Source organism: Synechococcus sp. PCC 7336 (assembly GCF_000332275.1).
Lineage (GTDB): Bacteria > Cyanobacteriota > Cyanobacteriia > Thermostichales > PCC-7336 > PCC-7336.
The window spans coordinates 771,280-791,301 of the sequence record NZ_CM001776.1 but is presented as its reverse complement, the minus strand read 5'-3'; the positions used below and the strand labels follow the sequence as shown (position 1 = coordinate 791,301).

24 protein-coding genes are annotated in these 20,022 nt (G+C 55.0%); 11 read left to right on the top strand and 13 right to left on the bottom strand.

What is annotated here, in order from left to right; translation table 11 throughout:
* The first annotated feature begins 22 nt into the window (after positions 1-22).
* The 3 genes from SYN7336_RS24340 (at position 23) to SYN7336_RS24335 (ending at position 3,535) form a co-directional block, all read left to right on the top strand.
* The gene (locus tag SYN7336_RS24340; RefSeq protein WP_017324610.1) at positions 23-1,468 is read left to right on the top strand and encodes a hypothetical protein; all 1,446 of its coding nucleotides are present in this window, start codon (positions 23-25) and stop codon (positions 1,466-1,468) included.
* Between the two features lie 132 nt (positions 1,469-1,600).
* The gene (locus tag SYN7336_RS03875; RefSeq protein ID WP_026100670.1) at positions 1,601-1,852 is read left to right on the top strand and encodes a hypothetical protein; all 252 of its coding nucleotides are present in this window, start codon (positions 1,601-1,603) and stop codon (positions 1,850-1,852) included.
* A gap of 123 nt (positions 1,853-1,975) precedes the next feature.
* Positions 1,976-3,535, top strand: coding sequence for a metallophosphoesterase (locus SYN7336_RS24335; RefSeq protein WP_017324608.1), 1,560 nt, complete (start codon positions 1,976-1,978; stop codon positions 3,533-3,535).
* A 58-nt stretch (positions 3,536-3,593) separates the two neighbouring features.
* On the opposite strand, the gene SYN7336_RS31420 is transcribed toward SYN7336_RS24335, so the two are convergent.
* The 5 genes from SYN7336_RS31420 to rsmH all read right to left on the bottom strand — a co-directional run bounded on the left by SYN7336_RS31420 (position 3,594) and on the right by rsmH (position 9,307).
* Complete coding sequence (locus tag SYN7336_RS31420) at positions 3,594-3,749, bottom strand: hypothetical protein (protein ID WP_017324607.1); 156 nt, start codon at positions 3,747-3,749, stop codon at positions 3,594-3,596.
* Positions 3,750-5,341: 1,592 nt separating this feature from the next.
* Positions 5,342-6,406, bottom strand: a complete 1,065-nt coding sequence (locus SYN7336_RS03860) for an isocitrate/isopropylmalate dehydrogenase family protein (RefSeq protein ID WP_017324606.1) — start codon at positions 6,404-6,406, stop codon at positions 5,342-5,344.
* Between the two features lie 154 nt (positions 6,407-6,560).
* Positions 6,561-7,769 (bottom strand): tyrosine--tRNA ligase, encoded by a 1,209-nt coding sequence (gene tyrS, locus SYN7336_RS03855; RefSeq protein WP_017324605.1) that lies wholly within the window; start codon positions 7,767-7,769, stop codon positions 6,561-6,563.
* Between the two features lie 98 nt (positions 7,770-7,867).
* Positions 7,868-8,341, bottom strand: coding sequence for a hypothetical protein (locus SYN7336_RS24330; protein WP_017324604.1), 474 nt, complete (start codon positions 8,339-8,341; stop codon positions 7,868-7,870).
* A 57-nt stretch (positions 8,342-8,398) separates the two neighbouring features.
* A complete protein-coding gene (gene rsmH, locus SYN7336_RS03845; protein ID WP_038025718.1) occupies positions 8,399-9,307 on the bottom strand; it encodes a 16S rRNA (cytosine(1402)-N(4))-methyltransferase RsmH in 909 nt (302 codons plus the stop codon).
* An 83-nt stretch (positions 9,308-9,390) separates the two neighbouring features.
* On the opposite strand from rsmH, the gene SYN7336_RS03840 reads away from it, so the two are divergent.
* On the top strand, positions 9,391-9,603 hold the full coding sequence (locus SYN7336_RS03840; protein WP_038025717.1) for a hypothetical protein: 213 nt from the start codon (positions 9,391-9,393) through the stop codon (positions 9,601-9,603).
* Positions 9,591-9,938 carry a DUF2887 domain-containing protein gene (locus tag SYN7336_RS24325; protein WP_017324601.1) on the top strand — a complete coding sequence of 116 codons (348 nt, stop codon included), beginning with the start codon at positions 9,591-9,593 and terminating at the stop codon, positions 9,936-9,938. Before SYN7336_RS03840 ends, SYN7336_RS24325 begins: the two co-directional genes overlap by 13 nt.
* A 51-nt stretch (positions 9,939-9,989) precedes the next feature.
* Here the strand turns inward: SYN7336_RS24325 and holA are convergent, their stop codons facing one another.
* Positions 9,990-10,964: a DNA polymerase III subunit delta gene (gene holA, locus SYN7336_RS03830; protein ID WP_017324600.1), complete on the bottom strand. Its 975-nt coding sequence runs from the start codon at positions 10,962-10,964 to the stop codon at positions 9,990-9,992.
* A gap of 71 nt (positions 10,965-11,035) precedes the next feature.
* Between holA and SYN7336_RS03825 the strand changes: the two genes are divergently transcribed.
* On the top strand, positions 11,036-11,440 hold the full coding sequence (locus SYN7336_RS03825; RefSeq protein ID WP_017324599.1) for an NIL domain-containing protein: 405 nt from the start codon (positions 11,036-11,038) through the stop codon (positions 11,438-11,440).
* A 40-nt stretch (positions 11,441-11,480) separates the two neighbouring features.
* The gene (truB, locus tag SYN7336_RS03820; RefSeq protein WP_017324598.1) at positions 11,481-12,365 is read left to right on the top strand and encodes a tRNA pseudouridine(55) synthase TruB; all 885 of its coding nucleotides are present in this window, start codon (positions 11,481-11,483) and stop codon (positions 12,363-12,365) included.
* A 196-nt stretch (positions 12,366-12,561) separates the two neighbouring features.
* Here the strand turns inward: truB and SYN7336_RS03815 are convergent, their stop codons facing one another.
* Positions 12,562-13,224: a DUF3611 family protein gene (locus tag SYN7336_RS03815; protein WP_017324597.1), complete on the bottom strand. Its 663-nt coding sequence runs from the start codon at positions 13,222-13,224 to the stop codon at positions 12,562-12,564.
* A gap of 346 nt (positions 13,225-13,570) precedes the next feature.
* Between SYN7336_RS03815 and SYN7336_RS03810 the strand changes: the two genes are divergently transcribed.
* The 3 genes from SYN7336_RS03810 (at position 13,571) to SYN7336_RS03800 (ending at position 14,775) form a co-directional block, all read left to right on the top strand.
* Positions 13,571-13,792, top strand: coding sequence for a type II toxin-antitoxin system HicA family toxin (locus tag SYN7336_RS03810; RefSeq protein WP_017324596.1), 222 nt, complete (start codon positions 13,571-13,573; stop codon positions 13,790-13,792).
* A complete protein-coding gene (locus tag SYN7336_RS24320; RefSeq protein WP_017324595.1) occupies positions 13,789-14,052 on the top strand; it encodes a type II toxin-antitoxin system HicB family antitoxin in 264 nt (87 codons plus the stop codon). The genes SYN7336_RS03810 and SYN7336_RS24320 overlap by 4 nt, the downstream gene beginning before the upstream one ends.
* 216 nt (positions 14,053-14,268) lie before the next feature.
* A complete protein-coding gene (locus SYN7336_RS03800) occupies positions 14,269-14,775 on the top strand; it encodes an inorganic diphosphatase (RefSeq protein WP_026100668.1) in 507 nt (168 codons plus the stop codon).
* On the opposite strand, the gene SYN7336_RS03795 is transcribed toward SYN7336_RS03800, so the two are convergent.
* The 5 genes from SYN7336_RS03795 to rlmB form a co-directional block, all read right to left on the bottom strand.
* Positions 14,772-15,803, bottom strand: a complete 1,032-nt coding sequence (locus SYN7336_RS03795) for a DUF3326 domain-containing protein (protein WP_017324593.1) — start codon at positions 15,801-15,803, stop codon at positions 14,772-14,774. The genes SYN7336_RS03800 and SYN7336_RS03795 overlap by 4 nt on opposite strands.
* Positions 15,804-15,824: 21 nt before the next feature.
* On the bottom strand, positions 15,825-16,019 hold the full coding sequence (locus SYN7336_RS03790; RefSeq protein WP_017324592.1) for a hypothetical protein: 195 nt from the start codon (positions 16,017-16,019) through the stop codon (positions 15,825-15,827).
* Positions 16,019-16,333 carry a 2Fe-2S iron-sulfur cluster-binding protein gene (locus SYN7336_RS03785; protein ID WP_017324591.1) on the bottom strand — a complete coding sequence of 105 codons (315 nt, stop codon included), beginning with the start codon at positions 16,331-16,333 and terminating at the stop codon, positions 16,019-16,021. The genes SYN7336_RS03790 and SYN7336_RS03785 overlap by 1 nt, the downstream gene beginning before the upstream one ends.
* A gap of 74 nt (positions 16,334-16,407) precedes the next feature.
* On the bottom strand, positions 16,408-16,644 hold the full coding sequence (locus tag SYN7336_RS03780; RefSeq protein ID WP_017324590.1) for a DUF1816 domain-containing protein: 237 nt from the start codon (positions 16,642-16,644) through the stop codon (positions 16,408-16,410).
* 65 nt (positions 16,645-16,709) lie between these two features.
* Complete coding sequence (gene rlmB, locus SYN7336_RS03775) at positions 16,710-17,678, bottom strand: 23S rRNA (guanosine(2251)-2'-O)-methyltransferase RlmB (RefSeq protein WP_017324589.1); 969 nt, start codon at positions 17,676-17,678, stop codon at positions 16,710-16,712.
* A 144-nt stretch (positions 17,679-17,822) separates the two neighbouring features.
* On the opposite strand from rlmB, the gene SYN7336_RS03770 reads away from it, so the two are divergent.
* Entirely contained in the window at positions 17,823-18,674 is an 852-nt protein-coding gene (locus SYN7336_RS03770) for a glycosyltransferase family 2 protein (protein ID WP_017324588.1), read from the top strand.
* A 150-nt stretch (positions 18,675-18,824) separates the two neighbouring features.
* On the opposite strand, the gene SYN7336_RS03765 is transcribed toward SYN7336_RS03770, so the two are convergent.
* Positions 18,825-20,009 carry a glycosyltransferase family 4 protein gene (locus SYN7336_RS03765; RefSeq protein WP_017324587.1) on the bottom strand — a complete coding sequence of 395 codons (1,185 nt, stop codon included), beginning with the start codon at positions 20,007-20,009 and terminating at the stop codon, positions 18,825-18,827.
* Positions 20,010-20,022: the final 13 nt, after the last annotated feature.

The following is a 20,022-nucleotide window of genomic DNA, read 5'->3' as shown; positions in this document are numbered from 1 at the left end:
TAACATGGCTGCCGTACCCTCTATGTCAGGCCCACAACCAACCACTGTCGAGCAAGAGTTCCGCCATTCTTGGTGGGGAAAATTTGTTGCCTTAATTGCCCTCGTCAATCTCGCTCTAGTCTTATTCAATTTGACTTACTTACCCCTGCGGAACACATACATTCACTGGGTTCCAACTCTCGTAAATCTCTACGATCCCGTTGCTGCGATCGAGCGGGAACCGCACACTACGCAATATCTCGATACCGTCGAGCAGCTTGCCGGTCAACTCAATCGCGAGTCGAGAGACGCCCCTCAGGTTCAGTCGTTACTCACTCAGCTGCGGCAACAAAGTGAAACGTTGGTTGACGGTAGCCTGTTTCTCTCTTCAGGCAAGCTGGGCAGCTACGGCACGATGGCGAAACGCATTGAGGCATACCAGCAAACCCATTCACTCGATCGGGCATTCGACCAGTTTTGGAGCAGCTCGACCTTTAGCCCCGATAACTGGCGGGACGCGATGGACTTTTTCAACCGCCAGATTCGACCCGAGCTCGAAACCAACTATCTCCGTCTAGTCGATCGGGACAATTGGCAGGGCACGCGTTTCTGGCAACTGGATGCCCCATTCGTAGCTTTTTTTGCTGTAGTGTTTGCCGTTCAGACTCACATGGTCAGCCGCAGTCAGCCGAGTTTGACCTGGTGGGGGGCCATGGTACGCAGGTGGTACGACGCTTTGATGCTCATTCCCATATGGCGGTGGCTGAGAATTTTGCCAGTCGGGATTCACCTGCATCGGTCGGGACTGTTAAACATCGAACGACCACTGGCTCATCTCGCTCACGATCCAACGGCTTACCTATCCGATCGGGTCGCTGAATTTCTGATGGTGAGGCTAGTCAATCAAGCCAAAGACTCAGTTAGCGAGGGAGAAGCCTTAGCGTTGCTCGTTCGATCCAGTGAGTACGTTCGCTCGGGAAATACCGATAAATTGGGGGCGATCGCCGATCGGCTGCTCGAACTCACAATTTACAATGTGATCCCCCATGTTGAGCCCGAACTGCGCGAACTGTTAGAGCACAGCATGGAGGAAACCTTACGCCAGTTCGATATTTATCGAGGAGTCGAACAGTTGCCCGGTCTGAGACAGTTACCCGGAGCAATTTCGGAACAGCTTGCAGCGTTTTTGACTCAATCGAGCAGTCAGGCGATCGCCGAAGCCTATGCTGACGACAAGGGTCGAGAACTCTTGTCGTCATTAATCGATCGCTTCAGGCAGTCTTTGCGAGCTGAACTGCAAAGTGCTACTACACAAGCGGAGCTACAGACTATGTTGATAGAATTGCTAGAGGATTGGAAACAAAAGTATGTAAAAAAAGCTACATATTACGATCCCGAACTCACTATGGCTGAGCTAGATGAAATTCGCATCCAAACGGACCCAAACTTGTCTAATCAGCAAGGGGATAATCCGATCCCAGCTGAGTAACAGGTGACTCGATCGAGGGATTGTGCTGCTGGCTGGCAAAACCCTACTCCGCGATAGATGTCAGAACACACGCCAGTCATCTCACCTGAGTTGTGGCCGACCAGTCAAAATATTTAAGCGAAAGGATTCTTTATGCCATCACCTATGCCTTTAACGGGAACAGAGCTCATCGACTGCGCTCGGGCGAATGCGTCCCTCGGATTGGATGTTGCCACAGAAAGTTGTGGATACAAGCAAGATACAGAAGCATTCGAGCAAGCACTGAAACAAGCATGTAGCGATATAGGCGTTAGTCCCAAATCGTTGGAAGACTTGCTCGCCGAGCCAAAAGTCGTGCGGCAGGAAGGGGTGATTATTGCCCCCGACAGTCCCACCAGCTTGTGAGGAGCTGTTTTGTCAAGCGAGCGGTTGCTGAATAAGCAATAATGCTGATTTTCTCGATATCCATCAGCCGGTAACTCCATGAGATTTGTTTCCGAACCATCCGTAGAAACAAAGATTCACCGCATGCGAGAGCGCGTTTGCTGGCAGCATCCAGAAATTTTGGCTCGCGGCATCGACCAAACGCGACTGGCGATCGACGATCGCGGCAGTGCTGAGACTGAATTTACGTTTTCGGCGATCGGCGATAGTGGCTCGGGCCACAAACGCAGGCATAATCCTCAACGTCGAGTGGCCGAACAACTCGCCCGAAAAAGTAGTTCGAGCCGATTTGTCTTGCATACCGGCGATGTTATCTACCTAGTCGGGTCGAGCGAACAATATCTCGAAAATTTCATCAAACCCTATCAGTTTCTACTGGCTGGGGATCGAACTCCCGAGCAAATACCCTACGATTCCATGGTATTTGGCCGACCGTTCTTGCCCGTTTTGGGAAACCACGACTACTACGATCTACCATTCCTGTACGGGGCGATCGCTCAAGCAACGTGGCCTTTGCGCTGGCTGCTGCGATTCCCGAAGTTAGATGTGGGATGGCATGGTTCCAGGCAAGGGGATGCCTACGCACGTGCCTTTCTCGACTATCTCAAATCGTGTGGCTCCCCAGCGCAACTGAGCAAACACCTCGATCGCCACTATACTGCTAAGACCTTTGGGCAGCGCTGCCTTCGCTATCAGCCCGGAGAGTTTACGCGCATTCCCAATCGCTACTACAGCTTTCACTACGGAGGCATAGATTTCATTGCTCTAGACTCATCAACCTTCAACAACCCCCCATCCTTACCCAACTCTCCCGAGGGTGACTCTCAGCGCCGCGATCTCGAACGTCAGCGACAAATTATTCAACATCAACAGCAAAAGTTGTTCGAGGCCATTACTCAGCTCGACCGCACACTCCCCGAAGATAATGGCGATATCGACGATATGGACGATATCTACACCCAACTCGAACAACTTGAAGAACAGGAACTCGATATCGAAAAGCAACTCTCTCGGACCAGCTCAGCCACTGTAGATATCGACCAACTCGAATGGCTAGAGCAGACGCTGATTCAATCTTGGCAGCAGCCGGGCTCGCGTAGCCGCGTTCTCTTTTTTCACCATCCCCCCTACGTCACTGAAGCAACCAAGTGGCATCAAGCCCAGACCACTGTTGTCCGACAGCGCCTGCGGACAGTACTCGATGCAGTAGCTCGGGCAACCGCAGCGATTAGGAGAGAGCGACCGGTCATTGACCTCGTACTCAACGGCCACGCCCACTGCTTCGAGTATCTGCGAACGAGCGACACCGGCCACGCCGACTCTCACATTCCATGGGTTGTCTGTGGCGGTAGCGGGTTCAGTTTGCGTCGTCAGCGGCATGAAGGTTCGGTGTTGACTGAACCCGATCTGAAGGGGAACAATCGCGAAATTGCTCGGTCCTACCAATTTCTCGGCCGCAGCGGTCGCGGTTCCGACAAGCGAAAAGCATACTCGTTCTTGAATATTGCGGTTAAATCTGGAGAGCCACCCAGTTTTGAAATTCGCCCACAGGTTGTTGAAAGATACCACCATCAATGGCATCATTACGAACTCGACCCCATCGATACCAAACAGCACACTTCGCCCAGCCAGATCGCAGAATAGCTGGCTTATCGCCCACTCGATACTCAATTAGTGCCCATCGCGGCGAAGGCTAGCGGCATCATTGCACCCGATTGTTCCCAGCCTGCTGCTCCACGCCTTCCGCCACTCGATCGCCTTTCATCTGGTCGCGTACAACTTGCTGCTGGGTCACGACCGCCTTGGTATGCTCTCGCTCGCCCACTAAACCGGCCTTCCGACGATCTAACTCGGCCAAAAATGATGCGGCGACGAACCGGGTGATTGACGATTTGCTCGGATTCTCGCGTTGTAAAGCCAGCTCCGGTAAATGCGGATCGGGCCTGGAATCTGGCTAACTCTCGGGAGACACCAGTTAAAACTAGGGCTATAGTCCCAATGCGCGTTACCAACAGGGATAGGGTTAAAACAATGAGTAGTGAAGCAAGCGCAGCCACGGCTGATATAATCCAAAGCTATTACGTCACCAATAGGGTTTTTAGAGTTTCTGCCCGAGCAATCAGATAAATCTAGCCATATTCTTTAAATTATCTATAGCGATCCTACGTCAGTCGTAGACGACTTGAGGGCTGAAACCCAATGCTGGCAAGGACTCAAATTTATAACTCATTTAGGATTGCTATATGACTGTATCTCGCAGTTTGAAGTTGTATTCAGTCCTATCAGATAGAAATCTTTGGCATTCAAAGAATTAATTGCAGAGGTTGATTTGCTGTAAACGCAAGCAATGAAAAGCTTTCTCTCGTTATATTGCACCATCTCTGCCGCCGGAAGCGCTTGCGAGAACATTGCACGGTATTTGGTGTCGAATTGTACAGAATATTTTCCATAGATCTCTGGTAATTCAAGTATAGAGAGTGTATTAACTTAGAGTCTTCTAGAGCTGAGCCCCTAGTCTTAACTTTGCCAGTTCTAAGGCGTTTGTAAGTCAGAGATATACGGATCTGTTTTGAGTCACTGTCCCTCGTGATAGATATCGATCTGCGGACAACATTACTCCAATGACAAATTTCCTATGGTTCTCTATCTCCGCTACAGCCAGACATTGATGGCAATCAGAATCCGGGCTTGGGAAGGTATAGAAGCTTCCGACCCTTGAGGGGTAGGACGAAACAATGGCAATGGTGGATTTTTACGAAAAACCAGGCTGTATCGGTAACGCCAAACAAAAGAGAATGCTGTTGGCAGCGGGTCGTGTTTTACGAGTACACAACCTGCTGGCAGAGGCTTGGACCCCGGAGCGACTGCGTTCTTTCTTTGGCGATCGCCCCGTGGCGGACTTGTCCCCATACCTCTACGAGCTAGAAAGAAGGCGATCGACCTTTCTACAGAGACCCACTACTAGGAGACCTTTGACAATGTCGACTTTGCTAGAGCAATTTTCAGGTGGACAACGTACGCTCTAATTTTCAAACTTAGAATCTCCAATCTCCTTCGGTACAGAGGGTATACCACCAACCTGGAAAATGCTCTAGAGACTGCTCAATTCTCGAACTACCCCACAAACTGATGTGCGTGCATCAGACCGATTGCCCGAGTGGCTTTCACTGCAAGAAAAAGAGAATCGGCGGAGCTCGTACGCCGAATAATATTAGACCAATATTCACTAAATATAATTCAAAATTATATTAAAGCTGTCGTCCTAAGGAGGCAAAGTTAAGCACTCGTTCTACAGCTCAAAATACTAGGAATGGCAACAAATGCTCGATCGTCATCTACTTTAGGATGCATCGACGCAAAGAATCGTTTCGGCTCCTTAGCCGACAGGGCTTTGGGCGATCGCAGTTCGAGCAGCCGATCGCCCTGACGAGAACTCTTGCTTGCGGATATCTACAGAGCGTTGGCGATCGCCTCAGCCATCTGTTGCGTCCCCACCGGCTCTCCTTTCGCCAAATCATAAGTCACTGACTTGCCTTCTCTAATGACCTCGCGTACAGCAGCTTCCACCCGTTTGGCGGCATCCTGCTCGCCCAGATGGCGTAACATCAATGCTCCAGACAGGATCAAGGCCACTGGATTCACCTTGTTCTGACCGGCGTATTTGGGGGCAGACCCGTGGATGGCTTCGAAGCAGGCGTAGTCTCGACCGATATTGGCACCGGGGGCAACTCCCAGACCGCCTACCATGCCCGCACACAGGTCGGAGACGATATCGCCGTAGAGGTTGGGCAAGACGAGCACGTCGTACAGCTCGGGCTTTTGCATCAATTGCATGCACATGTTATCGACGATGCGATCGTCGAACTCGATCTCGGGATAGTCTTTGGCCACATCGCGAGCCACTTCTAAGAAGAGGCCGTCGGTGAATTTCATGATGTTGGCTTTGTGGACGGCGGTCACTTTCTGGCGATCGTTTGCCTTGGCGTACTCAAAGGCGAATTTGACAATCCGGCGGCTACCCATCTCCGAGATGGGCTTAATGCCGATCGCCGAGCCCTCCACCATCGGCTTGCCCGAGAGGTTGGTTAAAAAGTCATACGCCTTTGCTGCTTCGGGGGTGCCACTCTCGAACTCGATGCCGGCATAGAGATCTTCGGTGTTTTCCCGAACCACCACCAAATCAATATCTTCGAATGTGCTCTTGACTCCCTTAATGGTGGCAGCCGGACGGAGATTGGCGTAGAGGTCGAGGGCTTTGCGAATGGCGACGTTGACGGAGCGAAAGCCGGAGCCGACAGGGGTGGTGATGGGGCCTTTGATAGCAGTTTTGGTGTCGCGGATGGCGTCGAGTACGTGTTCTGGCAGAGGGGTGCCGTATTGGTCCATCACGTCAACGCCTGCATCGACGATCGTCCAGTCGAATCCCACACCCGTGGCATCCAGCACAGTCTGAGTTGCCTGAGCCACCTCGGGACCGATACCGTCACCCCGAATTAGCGTTACGCGATGCACCATAACTGTTACTCCTTTGCCGTTCAGTCAAAAAGCCAAACTTTACTCTATCGGTCGGCGGTGGCTGACTCAAGCGTCAGCCACTGTTTAACCTAGCTGAAATATCTGCCAATAAAGCATGTCTGCCAATTCCTGTCATCAACAGACGACTGGAGGCTTATGGGACCAAGCGCAGGAAACGTTTTTTCCCCACCTGCAGGACGCGATCGCCCAATTCTTCGGCAGTCATAAACTCCTGACTCGGATCGGTGAACTTTTCCCCATCCAAGCGCACCGCCCCATTTTCCACCTGCCGTCGCGCATCCCCCACGCTCTTGCACAACTGCGCTTCCCGCAGCAAGTAGGCCAGCTTGGCCGGAAAATTCACTGCGGCGAGGGAAAATTCCGGGATCGCGGCAGTGGCGTCGCTGCTGCCTGTTTTGACGATCTCTCGGGCGGCTTGCTTGGCTCGCTCTGCAGCTTCGGGGGAGTGGTACTGAGCGACCAGCTCGGTGGCAAGCACGATTTGACGCTCTCTCGGATTGTCGGGCAGTTCCGCTAGCGACCAGTTGGTCAGCAGCTCGAAATATTTGGGCACCAAGTTATCGGGCACTTTCTCTAGCTTGGAATACATCGAGAGGGGATCTTCGGTCAGGCCGACATAGTTATCCAATGACTTGGACATTTTCTGAAAGCCATCCAAGCCTTCCAGCAGAGGCAAGAGGAGTCCGAACTGCTGCGGTTGCTTCCGCCACTGCTGCAGATCGCGACCGCAGAGCAAATTAAATTTCTGATCGGTCCCCCCCAATTCCACATCTGCTTGCAACACCACCGAGTCGTAGCCCTGCAGTAGCGGGTAGAGAAACTCGTGCAAATAAATGGGGGTACCGGATGCATACCGTTGGGAAAAATCTTCTTTCGCCAACATTTGACCGACGGTCATCTGCGCCTGCAGCTCGACAATTTGGCTCGGCGTCAGTTGGCCCAACCACTCGCTATTGCGTCGAATTTCCAACCGTCCCGGCGTCTCGAAATCGAGAATCTTGCGAGCCTGTGCTAAGTAGGTCTCGCTATTGGCCTCGACATCCTCGGCACTCAAGCGGGGGCGAGCCTCAGACCGCCCTGTGGGATCGCCAATTTGGGCAGTGAAATCGCCGATCAACAGAATGGCGACATGTCCGGCATCTTGAAACTGGCGCAGCTTGCGCAGAGCTACGGTATGCCCCAAGTGCAGGTCGGGACGGGTGGGATCGATGCCGAGTTTAATGCGCAAAGGGCGATCGCAGGTGGCTAACCGCTCGGCCAGTGCTGCAGAGCCCCCCGGAAAAATTTCGACAACGCCCCGTTCGGTCAGGCGCTGAATATTGGCTGCGGTAGTCTTGCTCAACGGTTTACTTCAAATTGGGCAATTTTGCGTTTCAATTATCCCCGCTTGCGGATCGTCCCCGCAAAAAGATGCAGCGATTTCGGCCGAGGTTGCCAACCTCAATACCCACCCGGGAAATGAACCGCCTCCCGATCGCCCTCGGATAGATCTCGCAAAGGGCGCGGGGGAGCCGCATCGATCTGCAACATGCGTTCGGGGCTGAGAGGCACCATATCGATGGTTGTCGCCGTTTCTCGCAAGGCATTCGCCATCCCTTCGCTATTCACCAAATGCTGGCGCTCGTCTCGCCGCAACTGCTGCAAATTGCTGTATTGTCCCCCAAACATTTCCTGCGTGCGAACCGTCTGCACGTATACCCCCAACGTTGCCGCTGTCGATACTGCCGCGATCGCGAACGTCGCTGCACGAAACACCTCCACTCCCTTCAACCACAGCGGATGCGGCTCGCGGGCGGGAATAAGCTCAATCACTTCTGCCGGTTGAGGAGCCCGTCGGGGGGAAACTCGACGGCTAGAACCCGAGGTGGGAACGGACTGGAGATGGGGCTCGAATTGAGATTGCGGAAGGGCCATGATAAGAAATCCTGCGGGGAGAGCACCTGCTCGGCGATATCGGTAGAGCAAGCGATCTTAGGGATGGATTGGAGCGCTGGCTTTAGAGTTAGGCAGTCGGCGCGCGACGCGCAACTTGGCCGAACGAGAGCGGGGATTGGCACGAATGTCAGATTCGCTAGCTCGAACTGGCTTGCGGGTCATGACTTCCAGACGCTCGTCCCGTCGAAAGTGCCATTTTACCCGCCGATCTTCAAGGCTATGGAAACTAATCATAGCGAGTCTTCCGTGGGGGCGCAGCCAATCTGGCGATCGCGCCAGCAATGTATCTAGAGCCTCCATCTCTCCGTTCACGGCAATGCGCAGAGCCTGAAACACCCGCGTGGCAGGGTGAATCCTGCCATAGCGGGCTTTGGGAGGCACCGCCAGTTGAATCGCTTCTGCCAATTGGGTCGTGGTGGCAAACGGGCGTTTGGCTACAATTTGGCGGGCAATCCGCTTGGAAAATCGCTCCTCCCCGTATTCTGAAAAGATTTGTACCAATTCTTCGACATCGCGGAAATTGACCCAATCGGCAGCCGTGGGGCGATCGCTGTCGGGGTTCATGCGCATGTCGAGGGGAGCCTCGTAGCGAAAGCTAAACCCCCGTTCGGGGCGATCGAGCTGTGGCGAACTGACGCCGAGATCGGCAATAATGCCGTCAAATTGGCGATCGGGTTCGAACTCGGCAAAATTTGTCTGGTGGAATTCGACCGTTACCCCCTCCGGTCCCCCGCAATAGGGGACCAGCCGTTCGCGAGCGGCATCGATCGCCGCGCGATCGCGATCTAGCGCCACAATGTCTGTCGCACCTGCCGCAATCAGTGCTGCTGTGTGTCCGCCTCCCCCCACGGTCGCATCCAGATAGCAACCGCCCGACTTTACCTCTAGATAGGCGATTGTCTCCTGCTTCAAGACTGTCACATGCTCGAACGCTTTAGCCAAAATCCTATTAACCGCTAATCTCTGCAGCTCTATTCTGTCTGAGACTGCGTTACTCCGGTTTAGGGGTGGGGGTGCAGGGCGCTAGAATGGCAGACCTGGCTGCGCTTGAGGAACAACTGCGGGATTTGTCTCATGGCTCCCAGGCTTTGGGACTGATTCAGGCATTTGCGAAGGGGGTAGGGAAGACGAAGGCACGTCAGGTGGTGTTTGTCGCTGATGGGGCTTTGGGGCGATCGCTCGACTGGCGATCGAGCCGCTCGCGCAAGCCAGCGAACGGTTTGCGCGAGTGGTTCGCTTAGTTCGCCAGGAAATTAGCAATCCCACCCTCCAAGCAGAGATAATCGGGTTAATCGAAGAAATGGCGATCGAACGGTTTCCCTCTCTTTCCCAGCAGGAGGTTGCGCAGATGTTAGGCTTTGCCAAACTTGAAGAGACTCGGGTTTACAAGGAAGTCTTTGCTGAAGGCAAGCAGGAAGGCAAGCAGGAAGGCAAGCAAGAAGGCAAGCAGGACAATGCCCGCGAGGTCTTTGAGAAATTACTCCAAAGGGGCTTTTCACGAGAGGAAGCCCTCGATATCTCGGGACTCGATCCCCAAACCCCGACAGCAGACTCGGGGGAAGAAACCCCTCAATAAGTCTGCGAACGCTTCAACCTCTCCCGTAACGGACAGACTGCGTGGAGTTGTCTATGGTTGCGAGCAAACTCCACAAATCTGGATGCAAGCGGTCTGCAACGATCGCCGTTCGTCCTGCCCCCGCTTCAAGCCATACTCCAACTCCAACAACAACTCCATCGCGCCATAAAGCTGCTGACTGGAGATCGCTCGCACCTCCTTCTGCAAAAAATAAACCCGCTTCGGATTGCCCAACTCCGCCATTTGCGCGATCGCCTTGTTATCCCGCTCCCCTGCATCCATCGCCACCCGCACCCACAACCACGTGCGAAACTGCCCCACCAACACCGCCAAAATCTTCAGCGCCGGTTCGTTGCGATCCAATAACTGCATCAAAATTGTCAGCGACTTATCCACATTCCCCTGCCGCAACTGCCCCGCCAATTGGAAGGCATTGTAAGCCGACGCCGGAACCAACTCAGTCACATGGGCCGCCGTCACCCGCTGCCCCACCGGCACGAACAGCGACAACTTCTCCAACTCCATATCCAGCTTGCGGCGATCGTTCCCCACCGCCTCCGCCAATAACTCCTTCGCCTGCCGCTCCAACTCAATCTGCTTCTCCCTCGCGGCCCCCTGCACCGCATCCATCAACCCGTCCGCATCCCAGGGTGCAACCGGCTGAAACTCCCGCACCTGTGCCACTTTCTTCAGCAACTTAGTCGATTTCAACCGTCCATCCGGCTTATTTCCCGTCGTCAGTAACAGGTGCGTGGATTCCGGCAGTGCCTCCAGCGTTCGCTCCAACTCGCGAAATACGTCATCGCTGCATTGCTGCATTAACTGCGTCTCTTCCAACCACACCAACCGATCGCCGGGTCCTAACGGTGGCGTCATCGCCTGATTCAGTCCCGTTGTCGTCTCTTCCGGTGGCAGGCGATCGCAATTAAATGCCATCCAAGCCGGGTCCAGCACTTTCTCCTGCAGCGCTTGCACCGCTTTCTTCAGCGAAAAGTCATCCCCTCCCCAATACAGATAAGCTGGCACAGCAGTTCCCCAGAACGAGCGCTAAGATCGTGGCGAATATAGCCCAATGCTAGCCACCTGTCAGGAACTCCATGCGCAAGCGCGTCACGATGATCTTCCCCCGCCACGTCGTCAACCTGCCGATTACCTATCGGTTGGCACGGGATTTTGATGTGGCAGCCAACATCGTGCGGGCTCAGGTGGCACCGGATGAGGTGGGGACATTGGTGGTGGAGCTATCGGGGGATATCGACCAGGTTGAGGCGAGTTTGGAGTGGACGCGATCGCAGGGCATCGAGGTTTCGGAAAGTAGCAGCGAGATTCGGGTCGATCGCGATCGCTGTGTGGATTGCGGCTTGTGTACGGGGGTTTGCCCCACTGAGGCTCTCGTCCTCAATCCCGAGATATTTGCCCTGGAATATTTGCGCAATAAGTGCATTATGTGCGAGCAATGCATTCCCACTTGTCCGGTGGATGCCCTCAGTGCTGCTTTATGATGGGGCGGCAGTTTCAGGGCGAGCGGGCATCTCGAATTAGATGCAGGGATTTCTGAATTTAAATAAACCGGCGGGCTGGACCTCCCACGATTGTGTGGGCAAGCTGCGGCGCGCGTTCAACACCCGCCAAATCGGCCACGGCGGCACCTTAGATCCCGATGCGACCGGGGTTTTGCCGATCGCCGTCGGTCGCGCCACTCGGTTTTTACAGTTTTTGTCCGGCGGTAAAGCTTATCGCGCCACGTTTGTGTTGGGACAAACTAGCACCACGGACGATGCCTCTGGGGAGATAACCGCCCGCCATCCCGTCCCCCACCTACAGCGAGAGGATGTGCGCGCTGTTCTGCCGCAGTTTATCGGCACCATTGCCCAAATCCCGCCGGTCTACAGCGCCATTCGCAAGCAGGGCAAGCGTCTCTACGAACTCGCCCGAGCGGGAGCGACGGCTGAGTCTTTGGCACTGGAACCGCGAAGGGTGGAGATTTATCGGATTGAGTGTTTAGCTTGGCGAGCGGGGGAGTATGCCGAAATCGATCTCGATATTGAGTGCGGTACCGGCACTTATATTCGGGCGATCGCCCGCGATCTCGGTCAAACACTGGGTTGCGGCGGGCTCATGAGTCAACTCCATCGCACCCAAAGCGGTCCCTTTCACGATCGTGACAGCATCCCCCTCGATACCCTGCTCGAATCTGCCAATCCAGACCAGTTTCTGAGCCCGATCGCCTTTGCATTTCGCGATTGGCAGGCGATCTCGCTCGATCCAGACAGCGCCCGACGCTGGTGTTGCGGTCAAAAACTGCTCCATCCCGATCCCGACAATCCCAACCCGATGAAAGTCATGCAAGGCGATCGCTTTTTAGGACTGGCGCAACTGCAAGATGGCCTTCTCAAACCATTGCGAGTGCTAGCGAGTCAGGGGTAGCGCTGAGAAAACATAAAGATCCCCGGCCCCCAAAGTTGGGGGTAGGGGTTAGGGGAAGGGGGCCACAGGCATCTAGACAAATGGCCAATGTTTCGGAATATGAATTTCGCCAGCAGCATCAAACTTGGGAGAGGGGCCGGGGGTGAGGGCAGTCCGGCATCGCTGAATTAACCCAGCACAAAAAACACAGCTCGCGCTATTCTCCATGCGGCCTCGGATGCGGCTCTGGATGATGCGGCTGGGAGGGCTTGCCGGGGGGAAGGAGCGATGGGCGATGGGGTTCTTCAGATGGGTGGCGATCGGCTAACAGCAGTCCCCGCAAGATCCACAGCGAAGTACTGATGCCAACAAAATGACCTGCCACGATAAAAATCATCGACTGAATCACCAATAGGTCCAAAGGCTGGATCGTCCGTTGGGCATCACTAATGATGCCAGGGACTAGCGTCATCGCTACCGACATCAAAGCCACCAAAATGGAGATGGTGCCGCCGATGGCCAACACCATCCCCACCCACGAGAGGATGACATCGAAATCCAATAATCGAATCAGCTTGCGAATGGCGGGCCAGCGTTGGCGATCGACCGATCGCAACTGCCTGCCTGCCAGGATCTCTAATACTTTGACCAGTACGCCCGCAAACAGCACGATTAGAGCGGCACTGGCCAGAAAGAGCGAAAATCGAGTGCCGGGGTGATTGATGGCTTCGCGCTCGCTCGAAAACATCAAAATAGATGCCGCTGCGATCGCTAAGACCAATTGGCTCCAAAACCCCAACCATCCTGCCAGACGAAATGTGTAAGCTAGCTTGAGGTGAGAGAACAGCGGAAACAGAGGATGGTTGGCATCGTTTGCCATCGGCGGCTACCTCGGTGATGCGGCAATGGGGGGCCTGTAGCGGCGATCGGCTGACCCACTATTTAGACGCTATCATCTCTCAGCAAACTAGACCTGAGGCTCCCACAAAAGTACATCGCAGCCGATTGCTCGATCCACGAGTCGTCGGTTCTTTAGGGCGATCGCCTATGGGGTTAAGGCAAAATTCTCCGCATTAGCGCCGCTAAGATAGGCTAGCTAAGGCCCTCCCACTTCGGCTAGGCTGTGGCATGAGGGTAGGCTCTAAGTTCTGGCACCGTCATTCTAGAACCCTTCTAATGGCAAAGACTGGTTAAATAGAACAATCCCCTCTTTTAATCTCTGATAAATGCCCAAGAAAATCAGAGAATTAAAAGCAACACTACTCAAAGCAGGCTTCCAAATGCGCCCTGCTAAAGGCAGCCACACAAAATGGACCCATCCCCTCTTGCCAGGAAACATCATCCTCTCTGGAAAAGACGGCAGCGATGCTAAGCCCTATCAAGAAAGAGACATCGCTCAGGCAATTCGCACACTTGGAACGATCGAACGACAGCGGAGAGAGGAATGAAATCTCAGTATTCGATTCTCATTCAATGGTCTGACGAAGACGACTGCTATGTCGTCAGCCTACCGGAATGGGGTGACTTCTGCCACACCCACGGCAACACCTATGAAGAGGCCCTTGCCAACGCCCAAGAGGTTTTAGAACTCCTCATTGAGAGCGCCCGAGATCGCAATCAACCCTTCCCTCAACCCAATACCTACGATCGCCTACCGACTCCGCCCCTAACCCCTCAAGCTGCGCGATCGCGAGTTACCTCTGCCTAACCCGATCCCCCCAGACTCCAACATTAGCCCTCGAACGATCCCGTCGAGGGCTCGATCTCGCTTCACCGATCGCGACAGGAGGGCAGAATCCCCTTAAATCCAACCCACAATCTCCCCCTTTGACGGCAGTGCCGCCGTTCCCCATAATGAGGCTTGGCTTGAGAGCCCACTGATTCCAAGCCAACCGATTTCGACCCAACAGAGGTAGCAACTGTGATCGACCTGTCTCGCATTCCCCCTCAACCAGAACCCGGCCTACTCAACGTCTTGATTGAAATTCCGGCGGGCAGTAAGAACAAATACGAATTTGACAAAGACATGGGTGCGATGGTTCTCGATCGCGTCCTCTACTCCTCCGTTCAATATCCTTTCGACTACGGCTTCGTGCCCAACACCCTCGCTGACGACGGCGATCCCCTCGACGGCATGGTGATCATGGACGAACCCACCTTCCCCGGTTGCGTCATCGCCGCTCGCCCCATTGGCATGTTGGAAATGATCGACGCAGGCGATCGCGACGAAAAAATCTTCTGCGTTCCCGCCGAAGATCCCCGCTATGCCGATGTCAAAACTCTGGCAGATATCGCCCAACACCGCCTAGACGAAGTTTCCGAGTTCTTCGCCACCTACAAGCGCTTGCAGAAGAAAGAAACTCAAATCTTGGGTTGGAAAGGGCTGACCGAGACCCAAGCACTGATCGAACAGTGCATCAAAGCCGGTTAAATCTCGGGTAATACCGACTTCAGAGCTACACCCGCCCGATGGGCGGTGACGAGACCGATCGCCTCCAGATAAGAGTCCACCTCAATCGCAGCAATGCCCAGATCTTGCGGCAGCACCTCCATCACGGAAGTATTTTCGCTGACAGCCACAAATAAGGGGGGGCGCTCCCTGGCGGCGAGATGGAGCAGGGCAGGGCTGCCGAAGGCCGTAGCAGGGGCGATCGCCACATCTATTGCCCCCGCCGAAATATCTCCTAACTGTGGCAACTCGGCAGACGGCACAAACTGCGGCGCGTAGCTCAAGCCCGCCAACACAGAGGGCAAAAACGTAAAGCCAATTTCTTCCGCTGCCGCTCGTGGGTGAACGGCGGTGGGGGGATCTTCCAACCGCAATGCCGGAGCGTGGGCGCAGGGACAGCCGAACTCCCGCACGACTAAATGGCTCAAAATCGCCTCCACACCCGCTAGAGGATCGACCCCGATCCCCCGACTGTAATCCGTAAAATCTAAGTCGTCCGGGAAGCGGGCCACAATCGCGATCGCCTCTGCCCCCATCTGTAGGGCTCTTTGCGCCCCATCTAATAACGCCCGAGGCCGAGCCAACGTACCGCAGCTAGCCCCGGACGGTGCCTCAGTAATTTGCACCCCCAACGGCTCGGCAGTCGTCACTCCCACGACAATATTCAGGCCCAATGTGGCCCGAGCAGCTTGTATGGCATGGTGGTGTCGCTGTAGCAAGTCCGGTTCAATGGCTGCATCAAACACCATTCCCACACGATTTTGACGCACGGGTCGTAGGTTCCACTCTCCGGCACAAGCCCGATCGATCCCCAGCCCCTCCACATACAGAGCGTTGGCAATCGGCCAAAACAACGAGGCCCCATTCAACACATTGGGATGGGCGATGAGTCGATCCACTGCTGCTGCGAGCGATCGCGCCACCGGCAGCGCATCCCCGGCAAACCCACCGACAGCAGCACCAATGCCCGTGGGCACTAGCAGCAGCGCGGTATAAGGGGACTGCAGCATGGTGGAGATTCCCCTCACGAGTCAGGAGTCGGGCAAACTGGCTACGACTTCCACTTGCGCACAGCCCTGGGCCCGATCGGCACGGGTCACGGCCCAACGGAGAAGTTCAGCGCTGGAATACTGAGATCGCACCGCAGATAGAACCGCCGCTGGCGCGTCAGCCGGCAGGGCGATCGCACTCAGCGGCAGTTCCAGATTGAGAAACTTCAGCCTCACTACACACCAAACTGAAGTTCGTACACTTCGTCTTCTTTTCCGGCTTCGAGCTCGACATCGGACTTGGGGTAGCCAATGCAGATCAGAGAGTATCCCTGTGCCTGCACCTCCGAGCTAATCCCTGCCCCCTGCGACTGGTCGATTTCCCCCGATAGAACTTTGACCGAGCAAGTGGTGCAAACCCCCGCATAACAAGAGGAGGGCAACTGCAGTCCAGCCTCTTCCGCTGCCGCCAGAATTGTGCAGTCTTCAGGCACCGAAATTACTTCAGTTTTGCCTTCATAATGAACAGTCACAGAATAAGTCTGGCTCATGCCGTCAGCCTCGGTCAGTTCGCAGTTTGCTTCAATTGCAATTTCAACTAGGGATATTCTGTTTGCTGCTCCACCTATGCTGCTTCGACAGTGAGATGCTGGGGGGGGCGGCATTGTGTCACTTCGGTGGTAATCCCCTCAGCTCCTTCAGCCTCCAGGTCGGCAAGATAGCCCTTCTGCTTCTCGCGGGCTTCTTTCGGACTCAAAAATGGCCCGAAGTAGTAGGTGCATTGGGGCTGTTCGGTTTTAACCACCAACCAGTAGGCCAGACCAACTCCAGCCAAGACATTTGTCATCAAGTTGTTTAGCATTTAGGCTCGATCCCCAAGTTCGATTGGTCGAAATTCAAGGAATGTAAATAATAGTCTACATTTGTCTACATTCGCAATTCTAATGTTTTTTGCCGCCGTTGGCGGCTAATTTCAGACAAGATTGCCCCCGTTGCCACCGAAGCGTTCAAGCTTTCTGTCTTGCCCGCGAGCGGAATCGAGACCAAAACATCGCAGGCTTGCTGCACCCGCAACCCCAACCCCTTGCCTTCCGAACCGATGGCGATCGCGATCGGACCACTAAATGTGGTGTTATATAAGTCCTGCTCGCCCGTGGAGATCGCGCCATAAATCCAAAATCCGGCAGCTTTGAGTTGCTCTAAAGCAGCGGTGAGATTGACGACACGGGCAATTGCCAGAGATTCTAGAGCGCCAGCAGCCACTTTTGTGACGGTGGAGGTGACCCCCACTGCCCGCCGCTGGGGCACGATCAAGCCTTGGCCGCCCATCGCTTCAGCGGTACGGGCGATCGCCCCGAGGTTGTGGGGATCTTGAATGCCGTCGGCCACCACAATCAAGGGCTCGGAACTGGCCTTCAAGGCGTTGGCAATGAGTTCGTCGAGATCGGTGTAGGCGTATGGAGCGGCTTGGGCAACGATACCCTGGTGTCTGCCCCCATTGGCGATGGAATTGAGGCGGTGGGAGTCAACTTCGTCAATAACGGCCCCGCGAGCTTTGGCGGCGTCGAGCAGGGAATGAAATTTCGCGTTGTAGCGCACCTGCGGCGTGACCCAAATGCGGTTGAGGGTGCGTTTTTCTTCCAGCGCGGCTAAGACGGCATGGCGACCGAAGATCGTATCGGGAGATTCGTCAGCTTCCGCCCCGTTAGAATAATCCGCATTCGGTGGAGCAGCAGCGTGCCGATCCTCCCTGCGATCGCGGTGAGGGTAAGGGGCATCTTGTCGGCGATCTGAGCCCTCGCGGCGATCGCGGCGAGGCCCCGAACGACGGAGTTTGGGCTTTCCTTTGGAATCGTCGCGGCGGTTGGAGTTGCGACGGGGAGGGGCAGGGGACATTGACGTGAATCCGGTAGGCAGACTCCCAGTCTAAGGGCTAACTGCTCGGAGGGGTTGCCATCCCCCAAACGTTTTGCTGATAGGGGGAGGGCAACCGCCGATCGAGTTGTGTAATGTTATTCTTTTCGAGAGCAAAGAATATCCATGTCTCTCAGCATCAGTGCTTATATCCCCTGCTACAACAACGCGGCTAGTTTGGGGGAGGCGATCGCCAGTATTCTCCAGCAAACCCATGCAGTAGAGCAGGTGTTGGTGGTAGATGACGGGTCTACTGACGGTTCCGTCGAGGTGGCGAGAGATTGTGGCGTCCAGGTGGTCTCCCACGAGCGCAATTTAGGCCGTGGAGCCGCCCGCCACCGAGCGATGCAAAGCCTGACAACCGATCTCGTGCTGTGCTGCGACGCCACGAACCGACTGCATCCCGAATTTATCCGGCGCGGCCTGCACTGGTTTGACGACGATCGCCTAGCTGCGGTCTTCGGACGATTTGCCCCCGCCCCCACCCACTCCGCGATCGATCGCTGGCGAAATCGGCATTTATTTCTCGTGGACCGATTGCACGCACCCCCGCGCCATCGGGCGGGCCTGAATACCTACGGGGCGATCGTGCGGCGCTCGACCGTGATGGAAATAGGGAACTACGATGCTCGCTTGCGGCGGGGGGAGGATGCGAATTTGGGCAATCGCCTCTTGGCGGCGGGGTTCGATACCGTTTGCGATCCCCAATTGACTGTTGTTTCCACCGTCTCTAACACGCTGCCGCAAGTGCTGGAACGCTACTGGCGCTGGAAAGCGGAATATCGCGATCGCGGTCTCTCTTGGCACGACTATCTCAAGCTCGTCTACTATTCTGTCAAGATCCTGGCTCGTCGGGATTTGAAGGATCGAGACTGGATGGGGGTTCCCATTAGCCTGCTGACCCCCCACTACCAATTGTGGCAATCCCGCCGCCGCGCCAGTCGAGCGAGCGGCAGCGATCGCCCTCTTTCTACCTAGCGTGAATTAGCGCCGCCGAACCGCCCTCACCCCCGGACCCTCTCCCCCGGACCCTCTCCCCCGGACCCTCACCCCAGGGAGAGGGGAGTAAGGGTCAGAGACTCTATATTGATTTGTCAAGATTCTCCTCCGCAAAACGTCTCCAATCGCTTACAAACCTGCGGAAATCTCGTCCGCCAGCCGATCGCAAATGACCGCCCAATCGTACTGTTGCCAATATTGCTCCTCTGCCTCTCCCCATTCGAACTGCTGGAGCTGCTGCAACGCCTGCACCCACACCTCTGTATCGGGCCGTTCCACAATGGCGAGATTTCGCACCGGTAGGTCTTCCGCCCAAGCTACCGGATAACTGACCGCCGGTTTGCGAGCGGCGGCGTACTGAATCATCTTGAGGGGGACTGAATGATATAAAAACTTACTTTGGCGAGTGTCGGTCAAGATAATTCCGATATCGCTCAGACGATAGTAGAGGGCGGTTTCGGCAGGGGGTTTTGCGCCCGCGAAGGTCACATTGGGCAGCGATTTGCTGGGCACATTGCCCACAATAACAAAGTGTATCTGGGGCAATTGGCGATCGCAGGCTAAGGCCAATTCCCGCAAGAAATCCCCATCATATTTGGCGTTGGTGCCGATGAACGTCACCACTGTTTTGCCCGCGAGCTCCAACTGGGTGCGCAACTGCTGAATTTGCTCTGGCGTCACGCCGCGAATCGTGGCAAAGTCTGCACCGTTGGGCAGGGCCTGAAACTGAGTTGAATATAGGGCTCCCAGGCGATCGGCGGTGGGTTGGCTGACCGCATAGTTGCGGAAGGTATGGGAGTAGTTTTCGGTTTGATAGCGAATTTCTGAGGCTGAGATACGGGGGCGGGTTTCGTCAAAGTCATCCTGCATGTCGGCGATCGCCCGAGCCCGCATGGGCACCCAGGGAAACAGGAAAAAGCCATCGGCAAAAAAAACAATATCGGGATCGATCGTTTGTAAAAACCGCTTCAACGTCTTGCGGTTCACCCAACGCATGAACTGATAGGCATAATAATCCCCGACAAATTTGCGAATAAATGCTGTCTGCGCCACTGGTCCGATCGCCCGAGAAAAACCATCCCGCTCGTCGTAGCGGATAGAAAGCGGTCTCGCCAAAGACCCAGTGAAGCAAGCTAAAGAGTTCCAAGCCGAGCCGCGCCCCCCAGCCCAAATCGCATCCATCACATCGTTCCAATCCACAAAGAATAGCTCGAAGCGATCGGCCAGACCTTTTGCTAAATAGTAGGAGCGCGAGATACGCAAACTAATATTATCTGTCGGAATAAACAATAGTTTTTGCTTGCGATCGGCCATCGCTTCTACCTCG